17 protein-coding genes, 1 other RNA gene and 1 riboswitch are annotated in these 16,470 nt (G+C 58.9%); of the genes, 7 read left to right on the forward strand and 11 right to left on the reverse strand.

The features are described 5' to 3' along the window. Window positions 1-207 precede the first annotated feature (207 nt). Window positions 208-1,668: a MocR-like pyridoxine biosynthesis transcription factor PdxR gene (pdxR, locus tag ACR0EK_RS17880; RefSeq protein WP_267363605.1), complete on the reverse strand. Its 1,461-nt coding sequence runs from the start codon at window positions 1,666-1,668 to the stop codon at window positions 208-210. Window positions 1,669-1,800: 132 nt separating this feature from the next. Between pdxR and ACR0EK_RS17885 the strand changes: the two genes are divergently transcribed. Continuing rightward, window positions 1,801-2,109: an ArsR/SmtB family transcription factor gene (locus ACR0EK_RS17885; RefSeq protein WP_209507696.1), complete on the forward strand. Its 309-nt coding sequence runs from the start codon at window positions 1,801-1,803 to the stop codon at window positions 2,107-2,109. Continuing rightward, window positions 2,102-3,133: a permease gene (locus ACR0EK_RS17890; protein ID WP_480900840.1), complete on the forward strand. Its 1,032-nt coding sequence runs from the start codon at window positions 2,102-2,104 to the stop codon at window positions 3,131-3,133. Before ACR0EK_RS17885 ends, ACR0EK_RS17890 begins: the two co-directional genes overlap by 8 nt. A 56-nt stretch (window positions 3,134-3,189) precedes the next feature. Here the strand turns inward: ACR0EK_RS17890 and ACR0EK_RS17895 are convergent, their stop codons facing one another. Continuing rightward, window positions 3,190-3,579 (reverse strand): hypothetical protein, encoded by a 390-nt coding sequence (locus tag ACR0EK_RS17895; RefSeq protein WP_480508547.1) that lies wholly within the window; start codon window positions 3,577-3,579, stop codon window positions 3,190-3,192. A 51-nt stretch (window positions 3,580-3,630) separates the two neighbouring features. Continuing rightward, entirely contained in the window at window positions 3,631-4,392 is a 762-nt protein-coding gene (locus tag ACR0EK_RS17900; RefSeq protein ID WP_480484669.1) for a DUF1013 domain-containing protein, read from the reverse strand. A gap of 130 nt (window positions 4,393-4,522) precedes the next feature. Here ACR0EK_RS17900 and ACR0EK_RS17905 point away from each other — a divergent pair, with 130 nt between their 5' ends. Beyond that, window positions 4,523-5,152 (forward strand): ribonuclease T2 family protein, encoded by a 630-nt coding sequence (locus ACR0EK_RS17905; protein WP_480488860.1) that lies wholly within the window; start codon window positions 4,523-4,525, stop codon window positions 5,150-5,152. On the opposite strand, the gene ACR0EK_RS17910 is transcribed toward ACR0EK_RS17905, so the two are convergent. Then, a complete protein-coding gene (locus tag ACR0EK_RS17910) occupies window positions 5,149-5,637 on the reverse strand; it encodes a hypothetical protein (RefSeq protein ID WP_480968001.1) in 489 nt (162 codons plus the stop codon). The two genes, ACR0EK_RS17905 and ACR0EK_RS17910, sit on opposite strands and share 4 nt — an antisense overlap. Window positions 5,638-5,807: 170 nt before the next feature. On the opposite strand from ACR0EK_RS17910, the gene ACR0EK_RS17915 reads away from it, so the two are divergent. Continuing rightward, window positions 5,808-6,656: a class I SAM-dependent methyltransferase gene (locus ACR0EK_RS17915; protein ID WP_480623704.1), complete on the forward strand. Its 849-nt coding sequence runs from the start codon at window positions 5,808-5,810 to the stop codon at window positions 6,654-6,656. A 59-nt stretch (window positions 6,657-6,715) separates the two neighbouring features. Here the strand turns inward: ACR0EK_RS17915 and recR are convergent, their stop codons facing one another. From recR to ACR0EK_RS17930, 3 genes are all read right to left on the reverse strand, one after another. Then, window positions 6,716-7,309, reverse strand: a complete 594-nt coding sequence (recR, locus tag ACR0EK_RS17920) for a recombination mediator RecR (RefSeq protein ID WP_480538862.1) — start codon at window positions 7,307-7,309, stop codon at window positions 6,716-6,718. Between the two features lie 61 nt (window positions 7,310-7,370). Continuing rightward, window positions 7,371-7,724: a YbaB/EbfC family nucleoid-associated protein gene (locus ACR0EK_RS17925; protein WP_209507712.1), complete on the reverse strand. Its 354-nt coding sequence runs from the start codon at window positions 7,722-7,724 to the stop codon at window positions 7,371-7,373. A 189-nt stretch (window positions 7,725-7,913) separates the two neighbouring features. Further along, window positions 7,914-9,677, reverse strand: coding sequence for a DNA polymerase III subunit gamma/tau (locus tag ACR0EK_RS17930; protein ID WP_480900831.1), 1,764 nt, complete (start codon window positions 9,675-9,677; stop codon window positions 7,914-7,916). A 172-nt stretch (window positions 9,678-9,849) separates the two neighbouring features. Here ACR0EK_RS17930 and ACR0EK_RS17935 point away from each other — a divergent pair, with 172 nt between their 5' ends. Further along, window positions 9,850-10,362, forward strand: a complete 513-nt coding sequence (locus tag ACR0EK_RS17935) for a protein-tyrosine phosphatase family protein (protein WP_480900829.1) — start codon at window positions 9,850-9,852, stop codon at window positions 10,360-10,362. On the opposite strand, the gene ACR0EK_RS17940 is transcribed toward ACR0EK_RS17935, so the two are convergent. Beyond that, entirely contained in the window at window positions 10,354-10,761 is a 408-nt protein-coding gene (locus ACR0EK_RS17940) for a hypothetical protein (RefSeq protein WP_480900828.1), read from the reverse strand. The two genes, ACR0EK_RS17935 and ACR0EK_RS17940, sit on opposite strands and share 9 nt — an antisense overlap. A 90-nt stretch (window positions 10,762-10,851) precedes the next feature. Continuing rightward, a riboswitch (cobalamin riboswitch) is annotated at window positions 10,852-11,070 on the reverse strand. 132 nt (window positions 11,071-11,202) lie between these two features. On the opposite strand from ACR0EK_RS17940, the gene ACR0EK_RS17945 reads away from it, so the two are divergent. Continuing rightward, window positions 11,203-12,060 (forward strand): alpha/beta hydrolase family protein, encoded by an 858-nt coding sequence (locus ACR0EK_RS17945; RefSeq protein WP_480968002.1) that lies wholly within the window; start codon window positions 11,203-11,205, stop codon window positions 12,058-12,060. Window positions 12,061-12,095: 35 nt separating this feature from the next. Here the strand turns inward: ACR0EK_RS17945 and rsgA are convergent, their stop codons facing one another. The 3 genes from rsgA to ACR0EK_RS17960 form a co-directional block, all read right to left on the reverse strand. Further along, entirely contained in the window at window positions 12,096-13,124 is a 1,029-nt protein-coding gene (gene rsgA, locus ACR0EK_RS17950; RefSeq protein ID WP_480900826.1) for a ribosome small subunit-dependent GTPase A, read from the reverse strand. A gap of 158 nt (window positions 13,125-13,282) precedes the next feature. Further along, window positions 13,283-13,381: signal recognition particle sRNA small type (ffs, locus tag ACR0EK_RS17955), an RNA gene on the reverse strand. 39 nt (window positions 13,382-13,420) lie between these two features. After that, on the reverse strand, window positions 13,421-15,289 hold the full coding sequence (locus tag ACR0EK_RS17960; protein ID WP_480900823.1) for a bifunctional 2',3'-cyclic-nucleotide 2'-phosphodiesterase/3'-nucleotidase: 1,869 nt from the start codon (window positions 15,287-15,289) through the stop codon (window positions 13,421-13,423). Window positions 15,290-15,472: 183 nt separating this feature from the next. Here ACR0EK_RS17960 and nudC point away from each other — a divergent pair, with 183 nt between their 5' ends. Next, window positions 15,473-16,456 carry an NAD(+) diphosphatase gene (nudC, locus tag ACR0EK_RS17965; RefSeq protein ID WP_480900821.1) on the forward strand — a complete coding sequence of 328 codons (984 nt, stop codon included), beginning with the start codon at window positions 15,473-15,475 and terminating at the stop codon, window positions 16,454-16,456. Window positions 16,457-16,470: the final 14 nt, after the last annotated feature.

The raw sequence follows: 16,470 nt of genomic DNA on the forward strand, positions 1-16,470 counted from the left end.
CAGAGCCAATGATCCCAAACGCATGTTCAATACCATGCATCTGCAAAACCTTAACAAAGGCCTCTTCCGTCGTCATCTTCATAGGGGTGTTCTCCAAGCAAGAGTGAGAAAACCGGGCACCGGGACCCGGGGGTTGATATGGTTTTGGCGTAAGGGTGCGACCTGCGTTAGGGCCAGACGCGTCTGCGGAATATGTCCAGTGCGATCTCAGGCAGACCGGATGGCATCCGCGATCAGTTCGACGCCGGGGCCTATGCGGTTGGTCGAAATTGAAGAGTACCCGAGGCGGTAGAAATTCTGCGGCCTGTCGGGCCCCGAGAAAAACGGAGCACCCGGTTCGATATGAACACCCTGGTTCTGCAGCTTTAGCGCAAGCTGCGTTGTGTTGACGTGCTCGGGGGCCGACATCCACATTGATGAGCCGCCCATTACGCCCCGTCCAGCCACTGTGAGCCCGCTTTCTTCGATGGCTTTGTCCATCGCATCGCGCCGCTCTTGCAGGGCTTTCGACATACGTCGGATCTGCGCGTCGTAATGGCCCAATGACAGAAAATACGCTGCCGTGCGTTGAATATGACCCGGCGGGTGGCGCAGGACCAACGAGCGAAGAGCACGAGCTTCGCGGATGAAAGGCTCGGATCCGACCATGTATCCAAGCCGCAATCCCGGAAACAGCGACTTGGAAAAACTGCCGACGTAAATCACGCGCCCATCCCGATCCATGGACTTGAGTGCAGGCGAAGGTGCGCTGCGAAAGGCCATTTCGAATTCATAGTCGTCCTCGACAACCATTGCATCCAGATCGCGTGCCCGATCCAGTAGCTTGTTGCGGCGGTCGATCGGCATCGTCGCGGTTGTCGGGCTTTGATGGCTGGGGGTGGTAAAGATGACATCCGCTTCGTCGGGGATCGCTTCTGGTGGCAAGCCGTCGCGATCGACGCTCAGGGGGGTCACAGCGCAGTCCCAGTGGTTCAAAAGGCTTCGCAGCGCGTAGTAGCAGGGATCTTCGATTACGGCCGTGCGTTTGTGTGTCAGCAAGATGCGTGAGGCCAGCCAAAGCGCGTTCTGCGCGCCCAGGGTGATCAAGATCTCTTCGGGGCGGGCGACGATACCACGGCGCGGCAGGGTGTGGCGCGCGATGAATTCGATTAGCAACGGATCATCCTGATCCACGTAATCCCCTGTCAGCGAATCGAAGTCTTTGTGCCCCAATGCGCGAACCGCGCATAATCTCCAGTTGGCGTGATCAAACAGGGTTCGGTCGGCCTGACCGTAGATGAACGGATAGCGGTATTCGCGCCAATTGCTGGGTTTCGGCAGGACGTCGCTGTCCAGAAAGCGGCGCGCCAATGCCCTGTCCCAGTCGACAGATTCCGTGCCGCGCTGCACGGGCGAGTATTTGGGCGGAACCGGTGCGTTTTGCGAGACGTAATATCCTGACCGGCCCTTTGCCGTCAGATAATCATTGGCCAGCAACTCGGTATAGGCAAGCGTCACCGTGATGCGGCTGACGCCCAGGTGTGCGGCCAGCTTTCGCGAGGATGGCAGTTTTTCCCCCACGTGAAAGCGACCGGACAGAATGCCCTCGGCAATCATCTGCTGGATCTGGGCCTGCAACGTGCCCTGACCGTTGAGCTCAAGAAAGAATGTTTCGACCGATATCCCCATGCCTGCTTATAGGTTGGACTTAAGGCAGGGGCAATCTGGACTTACAGTGTCATGAAAAATTTTCCCAAGTGGGTTGACCAGGGTCCTTTGTGAAACTACAAAACTAGAGATCTAGTTTAATGGAGGCAACTCATGTGGGAAACTGCTGCTGCCGGATTTTCCGCCATGGGTTCGGAAGCCCGGCTGAAAGTCCTCAAGACGCTAGTGCGGGCTGGTGAGGCCGGTCTGACCGTTGGCGAAATCCAGAACCGGACGGGGATTGCCCCGTCGACTTTGGCGCACCACCTGCGGTTTCTTGCAGCCGGAGGTGTGGTCGAGCAGGAAAAGATTGGTCGCACCACGATCAACCGGGCCTGTTATGACGAATTGAAGACGCTGGCGCAGTTCATTCTTAGCGAATGCTGCGCTGACGCGGTTGGAAAGGCGGCCAACGATGGCTGAATTGACGCAATCGCCCCGGCTGACCGCCAAAGGTGCACTTGAGATGATCAAGACACCCTGGGCATTGATTGTCGCCATTCTTGTGGCGGTGGCCGTTCTCGACCCCGGCAACATGCGCGAGGTTGCGAGTTTTGCAGTCAGGGCCTTGGCGCATACAGGACAATACATCCTGTTTGCCGTGCTTCTGTTGTCATATCTCAAGGCAACCGGGGCCGAGGTGATGGTGGCGCGCGCCTTTGAAGGGCGCGAGACCCGGATGATCTTTCTGGCCGCCCTGTTCGGCGGACTTGCACCATTTTGTTCTTGCGAAGTCATTCCCTTTATTGCGGGCTTGCTTGCACTCGGAGCGCCGCTGTCGGCCGTGATGGCGTTCTGGCTCAGCTCGCCATTGATCGACCCGCCGACGCTTTTGATTACGGCTGCTGCGCTGGGATGGCCCTTTGCCATCGGTAAAGCGGTTGCAGCCGTTGCGCTTGGCCTGTTCGGCGGGTTCGCGGTTCGGTTACTGATGCAGCAGGGGGCATTTGCCCAGCCCTTGCGCGAATACAAACCTGCCGGGTGTTGCGGATGTGGTCCGAAAGCGGATGACAAGCCGGTCTGGAAGTTCTGGCAAGAGCCCGAGCGTCGCGTTCGGTTCCGTTCGGAATTCGTGCACAACGGGCTGTTCCTGCTGAAGTGGCTGGCGTTGGCCTATGTGCTCGAAGCTTTGTTGGTCAACTATGTGCCTGCGGACCTGATCGCTGGCGTCGTTGGCGGAGAAGGCGTGCTGCCGATCATTGTCGCCGCGCTGGTGGGGATGCCGGCCTATCTGAACTCTTACGTCGCGCCGCCGCTGCTGGCGGGTCTGATCGATCAGGGCATGACCGCGGGGGCTGCGATGTCGTTCATGGTTGCGGGAGCCGTCAGTTCCATACCGGCGATGGCCGCAGTCTGGTCATTGGTCAAACCGCGCGTGTTTGCCGCCTACCTGAGCCTTGGTGTGGGGGGCGCAATAATCGCAGGTATCATCTTTCAGGTGGTTTGAATGAAAAAGCTGCCCGATGTCAGCATCGGGTGGCCTTATTTTGTTGGTTATCTCGATCAACCGGATTCGCAGAGGCTGGGCAGTTTGAATCGATACCGTGCTTCACCGCTTTTAACGTAAACGCGTTTTTCCACGCAGGCCGTCGTTCCAACGGTTTGTGAAATCTGCGACTCGGTCGACGTAATCGACGTGGCCGATCCATCGGGCAGGCGAACCGAGGCCACGACGCCGTTCTTCAGGTCCCCGTTCACCGGGGTTGCGGACAGAACCGGTACGATCAGGAAAGCCTCGTGCTCGTGTTCGCCTTCGTCCCCCAGCAGAAACAAGGTGGTAACGATGGCAATCATGACAATACCGCCCGCCAGACCCAGCCCCCATGTCCTGAGAAAGGCATAGATCGTTACGGCGCGGTGCGGGCCGAAAATCGCAGAAAGTATGTTCAGCATGACAAGTCCGTCAAAAAAGCCCCAGCCGTTCCGACCGGGGCTGATTGTCTGTTACAGACGAGGATCATCCTCGTCTTCATCATCCGCCCCGCCTTTGGGCAGGTTGAAGAAACTGTCGGCGTCGATGATAGGCTCGTCGTCTTTTTCATCCGACCGATCATCGGACAGCGAGAAGGTTTCCAGACCTTCGATCGCGGTCGGGATTTTCGGCGCAGCGTCCATTTCCAGCGACTGCTCGGTCGAAACCAGCTTGCGACGCTCGTCATCGCTCATCACGCCGCCTTCGGCCGCTTTCTTGGCAGCGGCCTTCTGCACGATCGCATCCAGTTCGGACTGTTTGCACAGGCCCAAAGCAACCGGGTCGATCGGCTGCATGTTTGAGATGTTCCAGTGCGTGCGCTCGCGGATCGACTGGATGGTCGGCTTGGTGGTGCCAACCAGCTTGGCGATCTGGCCGTCGCTGAGTTCGGGGTGGAACTTGACCAGCCACAGGATCGAGTTCGGACGGTCCTGACGCTTGGACAGCGGGGTATACCGCGGGCCACGGCGCTTTTCTTCGCCGGATGCCGCCGGATTGAACTTGAGCTTCAGCTTGTGCAGCGGGTTGTTCTGCGCGGCGTCGATCTCATCCTGAGTCAGCTGGTTGTTTGCGATCGGGTCAAAGCCCTTTACGCCTGCGGCCACATCGCCATCGGCGATGCCCTGCACTTCCAGTTCGTGCATCCCTACGAAATCCGCGATCTGCTTGAAGCTGATCGTGGTGTTGTCCACCAGCCATACGGCGGTTGCCTTGGCCATAAGCGGTTTTGCCATCAGCCCGTCTCCTATACATACATCTTTCCCGTCGCCGGAATTCGGCGGCCCCTTGGTCTTGGGGCAGGTTTCCGTTGTCGGGGAACTTGGCCCGTATATAGTCGCCACGCAGCAAGAAGGGAAGAGGCGAATGCGCTGGGTCGTATTGTGGGTCTTCAGCGCGATGACAGCGCTGGCCGAAGGTGAAAAAGCAGGTGAGTTCGACTATTACGTCCTGTCGCTTAGCTGGTCGCCCAACTGGTGCGCCCGTGAAGGGGACGCGCGCGGGTCAGACCAATGTGACGACCGGCACGACCACGGATGGATCCTGCACGGGCTCTGGCCGCAATTTCATCAGGGCTGGCCATCCTTCTGCCGCTCGCCCGAGGCGCCGCCAACACGCCGCATGACGCGGGAAATGGAAGATATTCAGGGTAGTGCGGGCCTTGCATGGCATCAGTGGAAGAAACACGGCACCTGTTCGGGGCTTTCTGCGCCCGACTATTTCGCCCTGTCCCGGCGTGCCTATGACGCTGTCGAACGCCCGCAGGTCTTCCGCAAGCTGGACGCATCCGTCAAACTGCCGGCTTCGGTGGTCGAGGATGCGTTTTTGAAAGCCAATCCGGAACTGGAGCGCGATATGATCACGGTCACCTGCAAACAGGGCTATATCGAAGAGGTCCGCCTATGCCTGTCGCGCGACCTTGATCCGGTGCCATGCGGCCGCGATGTAATTCGCGACTGCACCGCCAAGGACGCGCTGTTCGATCCGATTCGTTAAAGCTTTTTGTTCTGGCAGTCCCGCGCATAGTCCAGCGCCTTGGCGGTGCCTTTCAGATCAATCGCCATCACCACCTCGCCTGCGGGATTGTAAACTGTCATCGTCTTGTTCTGGGCAATCGCGGTGACGAAATTCCGGTCGGTAAAAAACACCGTCGCACCGGGCACTTTGCGTTCATTGAACCCGATAGCGGTGGCATCAAAGCTCTTGCCGTCCAGTTCGAACCGGATGGGATAGCTCTCACCTTGCTTAATGTCGCCCCAGGCTTTGTTGTACACGGCGAAATACCCGCGATTGCCCAACGCGTCGTAACCCAGCCTGACCACCGAGAGATCCTGATACACCGTCTGGATCAGACACCCGTTCCCAAGCGCGGGGTCCATCATAATGTTCCAGCCTTCGACGAAGCCCTTGTCGACCAGTTCCTGCGACAGGGCAGCGGTTGCGGTGAAGGCGGCGAAGGTAAAGGCGAGAAGGCGGGTCAAGTTAAGCACTCCCAACTAAAAAATGTGGTTGGCTGTATCTAACTGTAACTCGGTTTCAGGCAAACAGTATTCTCTGAAACCTAGTCCAGATGCTTCAGCAGTCTCAAAGTACGACAGTTTTGCGCGGCAACTATGCTACAGTGATTGCGTTCAAGAATGTGAGAAACGCTATGACTGCCAACAAAGCGCAGGCGGATTACTGGAGTTCAGCTCCGGGACTTCAGTGGATCAGGTTCGAAGAAGAACTGGACGCTGTTTTTGAAGCGGTGGACCAAGAACTCATCCGGCGAGCGGGTGATATCCATGATGCGGATGTACTTGATGTTGGTTGCGGAACCGGCGCCACGAGCCGTGCTTTTGCGAAAAAGCTGACCCCAAATGGAACACTGACGGCGCTGGATATTTCCAAACCGCTCTTGGAGCACGCTCAAAAGAAAGCTGGAAAACTTACTGTAAAATCAAAGTATTTTTTGATGGACGCGCAACAAGGTGCGATCCCAAGCGCGCCATTTGATCTTGTGATTTCGCGCTTTGGCGTCATGTTCTTTTCCGATCCGAACGCTGCGTTTGCCAATATACGAAAGCACATGCGGGCGCGGGGGCGTTTGATTGTAGCGGCTTGGGCTCCAATGGCAATAAACCCTTGGTTCGATGCTCCGTGCAAAGCGGCAGTTTCACGTTTGGGTCCACCTGATCCTGCTGATCCCAACGCACCGGGACCGCTGGGTTTTCAGGATATCGATTACGTTGTCGATGTGTTGAAAAAAGCAGGATTCAGAAATGTGACAGGAGAAGTTTCGGCGATCACACTAAAACATCAAGGACCGCTCAAAAAAGTTGCTGACTTGGCTTCCAACATAGGACCAGCAGCGCGAATTCTAAAAAAGTATTGTGGAACGGATGCGGATGTCGCGGCAATACAAGAAGCCGTTATGGAAAAATTCAGGGTATTCGAGAAGCCGGAGGGCGTGGGTATTCCCGCAAAGTTAAACTTTTTTGAAGCAGTTAACCCTGGATAAGCTTACAAAAGACAGCCAGGAGACAGACACGTACAGCTGGTGTAACACCCCACGTCAGTCTACAATTCCTTACGCGCCCTGAGCGCCGCCGTGATCGTCCCGTCGTCCAGATAATCCAACTCTCCACCGATGGGCACGCCTTGCGCCAGTGAGGTCAGGCGCACCTGGCCTTCCAGCTGATCGGCGATGTAATGGGCGGTGGTCTGGCCGTCGACAGTGGCGTTCAGGGCAAGGATCACTTCGGTGATCCCTTCGGCCAGGACCCGATCCCTGAGGCGGGGAATGCGCAGCTCGTCCGGGCCGATACCGTCCAGTGCAGACAGTGTGCCACCCAGCACGTGATAGCGGCCTTTGAAGACCCCTGACCGTTCCATCGCCCAAAGGTCGGCGACGTCCTCGACCACGCAGAGTTCGCCGGTCGCTCGGGCCTCGCTATTGCATATGTCACAGATATCCGTGGTGCCCACATTGCCGCAATTCAGGCATTCGCGGGCGGTGACGGCCACTTGCTGCATGGCGTCTGACAGGGGCGTCAGCAGCAGAGCGCGTTTGCGGATCAGGTGCAGCACCGCGCGGCGGGCCGAGCGCGGGCCCAACCCCGGCAGTTTGGCCATCAGGTCGATCAGATTGTCGATTTCGCTGTTCGTGCCCATGGCCTGTCCTGCTTTGCGCCGGAGGGAGCCTCCGGCGGGAGTATTTGGGAAAAGATGAAGCTCAGAACGGTAGCTTGATGTCTTTGGGCAAGCCCATGCTTTCGGTCAGCTTGCCCATCTCTTCCTGTGAACGTTCGGCGGCTTTGGCCTGAGCGTCCTTGATGGCGGCCAGGATCAGGTCTTCGACCACTTCCTTGTCGTCGCCGTTGAAGATCGACGGGTCGATGTCCAGCCCCTTGAGTTCACCCTTGGCTGTGGCCGTTGCCTTGACCAGCCCTGCACCGGATTCGCCGACAACCATCATGTTGTTCAGTTCTTCCTGCATTTCGGTCATCTTGGTTTGCAGGTCTTGTGCGGATTTCATCATCTTGGCCATGTCGCCCAGACCGCCAAGCCCGCCGAGTCCTTTCAGCATCAGTCGTCTCCTGTGTTTCTGTTTGGTTCTAAATACGGACCGCAGGCAGGCGGCACAAGAGGTCTCCCGCCTGTCCAGATCAGAGCGTCGCGGACTGATCATTTATCCGCCCGCATTCCCTCCCTCAGTTGCATGGTGGAGGGGCGTGAGTATGCCGGTTTCTTGAGGCGTGGACCCGCGGGCTTAGGCCTAATCCTCTTCGAACGGGTCCCATTCCTCTTCGACTTCGGGAAGGGCCTCGGTCACAACCTTGGCGGCGCGCTGCTCCGGTGTTTCGATCCGAATGATCTTTGCCTTGGGGAATTGCGTCAGCACGGCCTGAACCAGCGGGTGTTCTTCGGCCTCGGCTTTCAGGGCCAGTTCGGCCCGGTCCCGCACTTCCGCGATGGTCGCGGCATCCCCGTCCGAGACAATGGAGACGGCCCACCGATTGCCGGTCCAGCGTTGCAGGGCAGAGCCCAATCGCGACGCCAGATCCGACGGTGCCTGAGGTGTCTGGGTGAATTCGATCCGGCCAGGCTGGTACGACACAAGGCGCACGCCGCTTTCCACCTCGACAAGCAGTTTCACATCGCGGTTTGTGCGGATCAGTTCCACCACATGCCCGAAGGTTGGATAGCGGGCCAGGGCCGTCTGTGCATCCTGCGCCAGCGCGGCAACCGGTGCGCCACCCGCGCCGCGCGGGGGCGATGTATAGGCAGGCGGCGGGGTCGCGTTGGATTGCGTTGCCACAGTGGCCTGCCGGGACAGTGACATGCCCCCGCCCGGCCCGCCGGGAGGCGAAGGTGGGACGTCTTGCAGCCGTTTGATCAGCTCTTCGGGGCTGGGCAAATCGGCGACATGCGTCAGTCGGATAACAGCCATTTCGGCGGCCATCATCGCGTTGGGCGCGGCAGAGACTTCCTCCAGCGCCTTCAGCAGCATTTGCCACATCCGGGTCAGAACCCGCATCGGCAAGGCCTCGGCCATGTGCTGGCCCCGTGTGCGTTCGTCGGGGGAAACTGTCGGGTCTTCGGCCGCGTCAGGTGTGATCTTTACGACAGACACCCAATGCGTGATTTCGGCCAGATCGCGCAGCACGGCCAGAGGATCTGCACCTTCCGCATATTGACCGCTCAGTTCAGTGAGCGCCCCTGCCGCGTCACCACGCAGGATCATGTCCATCAGGTCCAGAACCCGTCCACGATCGGCCAGACCCAGCATCGCACGGACCTGATCCGCCGTCGTCTCACCGGCTCCGTGCGAGATTGCCTGATCCAGCAGTGAGGTCGCGTCGCGGGCCGATCCTTCTGCGGCGCGGGTGATCAACGCCAGCGCATCGTCGGCGATCTGCGCGCTCTCCGCCCCGGCGATCTTGCGCAGCAGGCCGATCATGTCTTCGGGCTCGATCCGGCGCAGGTCAAAGCGCTGACACCGCGACAGAACCGTGACCGGCACTTTGCGAATCTCGGTGGTCGCGAAGATGAATTTCACATGTGCGGGCGGTTCCTCGAGCGTCTTGAGCAGCGCGTTGAATGCGCTGGTCGAGAGCATGTGAACCTCGTCGATGATGTAGATCTTGTAGCGTGCACTGGCGGCGCGATAGCGGACACTGTCGATGATCTCGCGGATATCGTTGACGCCGGTACGGCTGGCCGCATCCATTTCCATCACATCGACATGGCGACCTTCCATGATTGCGACGCAATGCTCGCACTGACCGCAAGGCTCGGTTGTCGGTCCTCCGGTTCCATCCGGTCCGATGCAGTTCATGCCTTTGGCGATGATCCGCGCCGTGGTGGTTTTTCCCGTTCCGCGAATGCCGGTCATGATAAAGGCCTGCGCAATCCGGTCGGCCTCGAAGGCGTTTTTTAGGGTGCGCACCATAGCATCTTGACCCACCAGGTCGGCAAAGGTTTCCGGGCGGTATTTGCGGGCGAGAACCTGATAGGCGGGGCTTGGCGTGTCTGTCATGTCTTCTCGCTCGGATTCGGTGCTTCGGCACAGCGTAGTGGCGGCGGCACTCCGCGTCCACTGTGGGGCGCGATGATTTTTTGTTTCAGAAACGGGCTGGTTTCCAACTAAACTGGTCCAGCGGATTTAATGACTCATTTCTTAAAGAGTACCTTGGGGGAGGACGCACTTCATGTCGCAGCTGGTCATTTTTGCTCTGCAGGTCGGAGGCGGAACGCTTGCCCTTACTTCAATGCCCGGGCGAGGCGGGGATTACGTCGGCGATCTGGATATGATTGCGGCGTGGAAACCGGGCCTTGTGATTTCAATGACGACGGCTGTTGAAATGCTTCAGGATGGCGCGCAGCACTTTGGCAGCGACATCCAAAGCCGTGCCAGCCGGTGGGTTCACCTGCCGATCGAAGATTTTGGAGCACCGACGCAGGCGGTTCAGAAGGCCTGGCCAGAGGTCAGCGCCACGGCCCGACATGCGCTGTCGGGCGGTGGCCGGGTTCTTGTGCATTGCCGTGGGGGGTGCGGCAGATCCGGGATGATTGTTCTGCGACTGATGGTTGAATGCGGTGAACGCGCCAGCGACGCACTGGACCGCCTGCGGGCCGTGCGCCCCTGCGCTGTCGAAACCGATGCGCAGCTGGCCTGGGCGTCCCGGATCACCCCGGCACAGGTGGAAGTGGGATCAAGCTGACAGCTGATGGGTTGCGTAGCCGGTTTTCCGGGGCCGGATCGTTGAAACCTCGATCATGGCGCAAGGCGGGTTCGCGACAATGCCCGAGGGCAGCGTGCTGAATGTAGGTCCGAAGATCAAATCGGCATAGGCATCAAGGTCCCGAATTGCCGTATCAGGGTGCGCCCCGCAGAAAACGCGAACACTGTCGGATCGCGCTCGGATCGTTGCCATGCACCCTTCCGCGCAATGTGACAGCGCGCTGTTGCCTTCAAATTCGAAATCCTCGCTGGTGGCCGAAACCGCCTGCGCCATGGCTTCGGAAATCGAGCGGGCCAGTCGCGCCAAAGCCGGGCAGGTTTTCCCAGTCCGCTGGCACACAGTAGCGCTGTATTCGTGTGACTTTGTCTTCCAGATCATCCTGCGCCCTCCGCGCGTGGTGGGCTGGATATTGGGGCAGGTGGGACAGCATCTCGCTGTCAGGACCTGCCCGGACACCCCGCCCGAGTTTCGGTTTCAGTTCCGATGGCAGGTCTCCTGACTTGCGGGTCATTGCTCTGCCGACCTTCCCAGCCCGTGGGCCAGTGGTATTTCGGCATTGCTTACCGCTTACAGTTGCGGGGGCAGTCGCGGACTTGGTTGATATCTGTGTGACCAGACAAACCGCACCGTGTTCCCTTTTCATCCCGACCTCTTGTGGGGGCCGGAAACCATCACACAACCGCTAGCGCCTGATCGCGTTCCGAGTCAAGCCGATCTTTAGGCCGGACGTTTGGTCATGCTGGATGCGGTTTACGTTCCGGCTTAGTTTCGTCGGCATCGAAGGCAGGCAAACCATTGTTTCAGCGAAAGCCGGGGATCATGTTGGATACGGAACAGACGGTGTTGATCGAAGATTTCCGCTTTCCGTCAGGGTCCGTGACCTTGTCGGCGCGGCTGTACCGGCCAGTGGGTGAGCCGGAAACCGTTGTCGTACTTAACAGTGCCACGGGTGTGCCGCGTGACTATTATCAACATTTTGCGCGATGGCTGGCTACCAAGCGGGGGATAGCTTGCCTGACCTATGACTATCGGGACTACGGGCTTTCTTTGGTCGGCCGCCTGAAAGACGCAACTGCAACAATGGCGGATTGGGCGTTGATCGACATGCCAGCGGCACGGGCCGAAATGCGCAGGCGGTTTCCAAAGGCGCAGCAGTGGACCATCGGCCATTCCGTCGGTGCGATGCTGGGGCCGGTGCAGCCGGATATCGACCAGATCGACCGAATGATCGGTGTGTGTTCGGGACTGGTGACTTTGAAAGATCACCCATGGCCCTATCGGGGGTTGGCAGGGCTGTTCTGGTATGGCCATGCACCGCTGATGGTGCGGGCACTTGGCTATCTACCCGGCAAAGCAATCGGGTTTGGTTCGGACCTGCCCGCCTCGGTCTACTGGCAATGGCGCAAATGGTGTACAGCCCCTCTTAGCTACGTTCCCGAGATCGGGCAGAATTTGCCTGATGCGCATTGGGGCAGTTCTGGAACACCAGTGGATCTGTTCACGTTCGAAGATGACCAGATGGCTCCGCCCGAGGCGGTTTGGCGCCTTGCTGATTTGTATGGCCCCGAGGCCAGACGCCACCTTCTGAAGCCGGCTGAATTCGGACTGCCGGAAATAGGCCATATCGGAGCATTTGCCCGTCGCAATGCAGCGGTCTGGCCGCGCCTGATCGCCTGATCAGACGCGACGCAGGTTTTCCTAACACCTTGCAGTTATGGCCGTTTGCGAAGCTTCTTGTCCTGCATGACACCGCGCACCATCTTGCCGAACGCCTTGTCCCGCGCCCGCGATTGGGCAACGGTTTCCGAGTTTCGCTGATCTTCACGCCGCAGCTTGCGCCAACGGTCCAGCCGGGTCGGGTCAAGTGCGCCTTCGCCGATTGCGTTCTGCACGGCACAGCCGGGCTCGGTCTCGTGCTGACAATCCGAAAAGCGACAGCTTTGGCCAAGCTCCGTGATGTCCGAGAACACGTTGTCGATCCCGTCCTGAGCGTCCAGCAAACGCAGTGCGCGCATTCCCGGCGTATCGATCAGCCAGCCACCGTTACCCATCCGGTGCAACGCGCGCACCGTTGTCGTGTGTCTGCCCCGTGCGTCGTCTTCGCGAATTTCAGACGTGGCGAGGTTTTGATCCGTCATGGCGTTGCTGAGCGTCGTTTTACCTACGCCCGACGACCCGACCAGCGCGCCGGTCTGGCCTTTGGGGCACCATGCCAGAACCTTTTCGACATCTGCCGGGTCCAGCGCATTGACCGCCAGCACCGACAGAAAAGGGTCCAGAGATTGCACTTGTCCCGAGAAACTGCCGGGGTCATCCGACTGGTCAGCTTTCGTCAGGACAACGACCGGATAACATCCGGCCTGATGCGCCAGCGCCAGATAACGTTCCAGCCGGGGAAGGTTGAAGTCCGCATTGCACGAGCTGACGATGAACAACACATCGACATTGGCTGCTATCAGTTGTGTTGCGGCACCTGTACCGGCAGCCCTGCGTTGCAGCAGGCTGCGCCGGTCCAGAATGTGACGCACGCGGTTTTCGGCGTCGGCAAGGACCCAATCCCCAACGGCATATGAACCGGTCGGATTATCCGGTGTCAGCAAAGGGATATCACCATCCGGGCTCAGCCCGATCAGACGGTCCCGATGTACCGATGCGATACGAAAGGGCGTGTCAGAAGGAAAAACCGCATGCTGCGCGGCAAAGTAAGAGGACCATCCCAGGTCCGAAAGCGTATAAGACATTTATCTGCCTGTTTTCAGAAACAGCAATGCCAACGGATGGCAAGCGCGCATCCGCAGGTCGTGTGTTCAGGCAGTCCGGTGATTCCGGTGAATCAGAACCAGTCTGCCCGAAGGGTTTTCACTACAGTCATAAAGCCCTCCTGTGGCTGTGGTTCACGAAGTGAGAGGTTGGACATCGACCCAAGCGGGGCTCGTTGTGGCTGCTTCCTTCCGGACCTGACCAGGTTGGCGAGGCGCTCGCCCGCGCCAACCTCTCGAGTCCGGATATAGGGAAGGCATCGGGAAAAGACAACCCGTCAGAGCGTCAGGCGGATTCGTTCAAATCCCCTGCCATCCGAGCCCAGCAGCACGGGATCGAACCTGCGTAACTCATCCAGATATTTCAGGGCGCCCGGACCTGTTCGAAGAATTGTCGTCACGCCCCGCCGCGGCATCAGCGAGAACGGGTAGGGCTGCGAGACGGTCGGATCAGGTGGAAGGTGCTGTAACAGGTAATCCCGCACAAGGTCCTTGATGCTCAGCGGTGGCAGGCTGATCTGCTCTGTCGTTGTCGCATGCGGAAAATGCCCGCCTCCGCTGGCGCGGTAATTGTTCAGCGCCATAACGAATATCTGCTCCGGTCGTACGGGATGGCCTGCATATGTCAGATCACTGATCCGCCTGTGGTCGGGATGGATCATTTTCCCCTGCGCATCGTATCGCGGCGGCTGTGTGGGGTCGATCTGATAAGACAGTCCAAACACGATGTCGAAATTGTACCCGGCCCGTTCAGGGTTGATCAGTTCGGGTTCGGAACCAGACTTTAACTGGTTGAATACGCTGGCTGACATCTCCAACCAGTCCAGCAGGTGCGCACCGCTGATCCGGATTGCGCGCAACTCGTTGGGAAACACATGCAGATCCGCGACATGGCGTAGACATATCTCTCCGGCGGGTACCTCGGTATAATGGCGGGGTCCTGCGCGCCCGCCGGATTTGGCAGGCGAAACAACCGACAATGTCGGCAGACCCGCCAGATCGGTTCCCTGCAAGAACGGGCGCAGTGCGGCGGCTTGCGCTGCAGCTACAAGGGTCAGCGCGCGATCCGGCGCACAGCAACTGAAATAGCTGTGCAATGTATCCGGGATATGTGCCACCGGTGCGGCAACGGATTGACGGGTCATACGATGCGCCACCTCACACAGGACCGCAATTTCACTGTCTTCCCCGACGGCTGTGCCGTTGCTGATAACCGGACGCAGTTCGACGCGGCTATCCCGGATTTGCACTTTGCCGTCCGGCCCGGCGGTCACGGCCAAATCGATAACCCCCAGGTAAGAGCCCGCTGATCCCGGCATGACAACGGGCGTTCCATGTACCAGCCCCGTCAGGTGATCGACCATCGGGGTATTGGCATGGCCCTCTCCTGGAAGTGTCAGGTGAGTGTGCCCGGCTACAATGGCATCGATGCCTTTGATCGCGGCCAAGGGTATCACGGCGTTTTCCATCCCCGCCACCGGTGCGGTGCCCCCAAGGCCGGAATGAGCAAGCGCCACGATGATATCACACCCCTCGTCGCGCAATGTCTGCGTCAGGGACTTTGCCGCAACCAGGATATCCTCGACGACGATATCGTCATCCAGATTATGCGCCTCCCAACAGGCCGTTTGCGGCGGAAGAACCGAGAAGATGCCGATGCGAACAGGAATGTCTTTACCGTTCAAAGACACAGTGCGGTTCAGAACGATATGCCGCTGCCAGGGCTGAGGTCCGCGCGTGCGATACAGGTTGCTGCAAATAACCGGGCAGGGGGCTTGCGTCAGGATGTTGCCCAATGTCGCCAGCCCGAACCCGAAATCATGGTTGCCCAGCCCGATCGCGTCATAATCCAAGGCTTTGAACGCCTTCATCATCGGATGGGCAGTGCCACTTTTTGCTGCCCAATCGCCCATTGGGGTTCCCTGCAACGAATCCCCGTTGTCAAACATCAGCACCAGCGCGTCCTTGGCCTCTTGCCGGGCTGCGCGGATCAGGCTGGCGGTGCGTGTCAATCCAATCGTCTGGTCTGGCGTGTCAGTGTAATAGTCAAAACCGGTCAGGTTCATATGCAGGTCGGTTGTGGCCAGAATGCGAATTTTCCCACTGTCACCAATGGGCTGTACCTGCGTCGAGGAGGGGATCTTCACTTTGAGTATTCTGCTATTGAATGTGTGTATTGATTAAATCCATCAAAATTCACTCTAGATGATTTTTCCGAGGCCACCATGCGGCTTTTCAGCGGCAGGGTGGTGGATTTTCTATCCCTGAATAGCCATTGCAACACGGGCTGAGACGTGGCAGCCCTGTGCGCAAGACCAAAAGGAAATCCAATGAAAAACGCAGAGCAGGTAACCTTCGGGGGTTCGGGCCTTGATCGGGCGGCGCAGTATCGCGGAGATGCGGACAAGCTGGCCGAGGCGATGCACAACCCGGCCGCGCGATGTGTCTTGCTGTGGCGTGGAAAACTGCTGGTACAGGGTGAGGGGCTGGACCAGCTTGCCATGATCCCGATGACGCACCCGCTGATCAGCAATGGTCCCGGCGGCGTCATTGAATCCCCGGTGTTTTTGGGTCTGAGCGCCGACAGCGCCCCCGTGTTTGCCGTTGATATTTCCGCATGGACAGCCGAGGGGCTGGATCTGACCAGTCTGGGCGCCTTCGTGGACAAGTCCGAACAACAACACCCGGATTTACCGCAAGGCCACGTGTTTGCCGAACTGCGCCGGATCATGACACGGCTGTCGGCGCGCGACGCGGAACTGGCGGCAACGTCAAAGGCAATAATCGGCTGGCATGAAACGCATCGCTACTGTGCCCGATGTGGTGCCGCCAGCGAGGTGTCGCAGGGGGGATGGCAGCGCAGTTGCCTGTCCTGTGGCGGGCAGCACTTTCCGCGCACCGATCCGGTTGTGATCATGTTGATCACGCATGGTGACAGCGTGCTGATGGGCCGGTCTCCGGGCTGGCCTGACGGGATGTTCTCCTTGCTGGCGGGATTTGTTGAGCCCGGCGAAACGCTTGAGGCAGCTGTGCGCCGCGAAGTGATGGAAGAGGCGGGCGTGCCGGTAGGTGCGGTTTCGTACCTGTCCAGTCAGCCCTGGCCATTTCCGGCCTCATTGATGTTTGGATGTGCGGGTGAGGCGCTGTCACGCGACATCGTGATCGACCCGGTCGAAATAGAAGAGGCGATGTGGGTCAGCAAATCCGAAATGATGCAGGCCTTTGCCGGTGATCATCCCCGGTTGTTGCCGGCTCGCAAGGGGGCTATCGCTCATTTTCTGCTTCAGAACTGGCTTGCAGATACTCTGGACTGAGGAAACATTAGCTC

The sequence above is a fragment of the Ruegeria sp. AE4 genome (assembly GCF_056542185.1).

What these genes read in the sequence shown, in the direction of transcription:
- pdxR (WP_267363605.1), bottom strand. Translation starts at nt 1,668, where the DNA reads ATGGGGATATCGGTCGAAACATTCTTTCTTGAGCTCAACGGTCAGGGC.
- ACR0EK_RS17885 (WP_209507696.1), top strand. Translation starts at nt 1,801, where the DNA reads ATGTGGGAAACTGCTGCTGCCGGATTTTCCGCCATGGGTTCGGAAGCC.
- ACR0EK_RS17890 (WP_480900840.1), top strand. Translation starts at nt 2,102, where the DNA reads ATGGCTGAATTGACGCAATCGCCCCGGCTGACCGCCAAAGGTGCACTT.
- ACR0EK_RS17895 (WP_480508547.1), bottom strand. Translation starts at nt 3,579, where the DNA reads ATGCTGAACATACTTTCTGCGATTTTCGGCCCGCACCGCGCCGTAACG.
- ACR0EK_RS17900 (WP_480484669.1), bottom strand. Translation starts at nt 4,392, where the DNA reads ATGGCAAAACCGCTTATGGCCAAGGCAACCGCCGTATGGCTGGTGGAC.
- ACR0EK_RS17905 (WP_480488860.1), top strand. Translation starts at nt 4,523, where the DNA reads ATGCGCTGGGTCGTATTGTGGGTCTTCAGCGCGATGACAGCGCTGGCC.
- ACR0EK_RS17915 (WP_480623704.1), top strand. Translation starts at nt 5,808, where the DNA reads ATGACTGCCAACAAAGCGCAGGCGGATTACTGGAGTTCAGCTCCGGGA.
- recR (WP_480538862.1), bottom strand. Translation starts at nt 7,309, where the DNA reads ATGGGCACGAACAGCGAAATCGACAATCTGATCGACCTGATGGCCAAA.
- ACR0EK_RS17925 (WP_209507712.1), bottom strand. Translation starts at nt 7,724, where the DNA reads ATGCTGAAAGGACTCGGCGGGCTTGGCGGTCTGGGCGACATGGCCAAG.
- ACR0EK_RS17930 (WP_480900831.1), bottom strand. Translation starts at nt 9,677, where the DNA reads ATGACAGACACGCCAAGCCCCGCCTATCAGGTTCTCGCCCGCAAATAC.
- ACR0EK_RS17935 (WP_480900829.1), top strand. Translation starts at nt 9,850, where the DNA reads ATGTCGCAGCTGGTCATTTTTGCTCTGCAGGTCGGAGGCGGAACGCTT.
- ACR0EK_RS17940 (WP_480900828.1), bottom strand. Translation starts at nt 10,761, where the DNA reads ATGATCTGGAAGACAAAGTCACACGAATACAGCGCTACTGTGTGCCAG.
- ACR0EK_RS17945 (WP_480968002.1), top strand. Translation starts at nt 11,203, where the DNA reads ATGTTGGATACGGAACAGACGGTGTTGATCGAAGATTTCCGCTTTCCG.
- rsgA (WP_480900826.1), bottom strand. Translation starts at nt 13,124, where the DNA reads ATGTCTTATACGCTTTCGGACCTGGGATGGTCCTCTTACTTTGCCGCG.
- nudC (WP_480900821.1), top strand. Translation starts at nt 15,473, where the DNA reads ATGAAAAACGCAGAGCAGGTAACCTTCGGGGGTTCGGGCCTTGATCGG.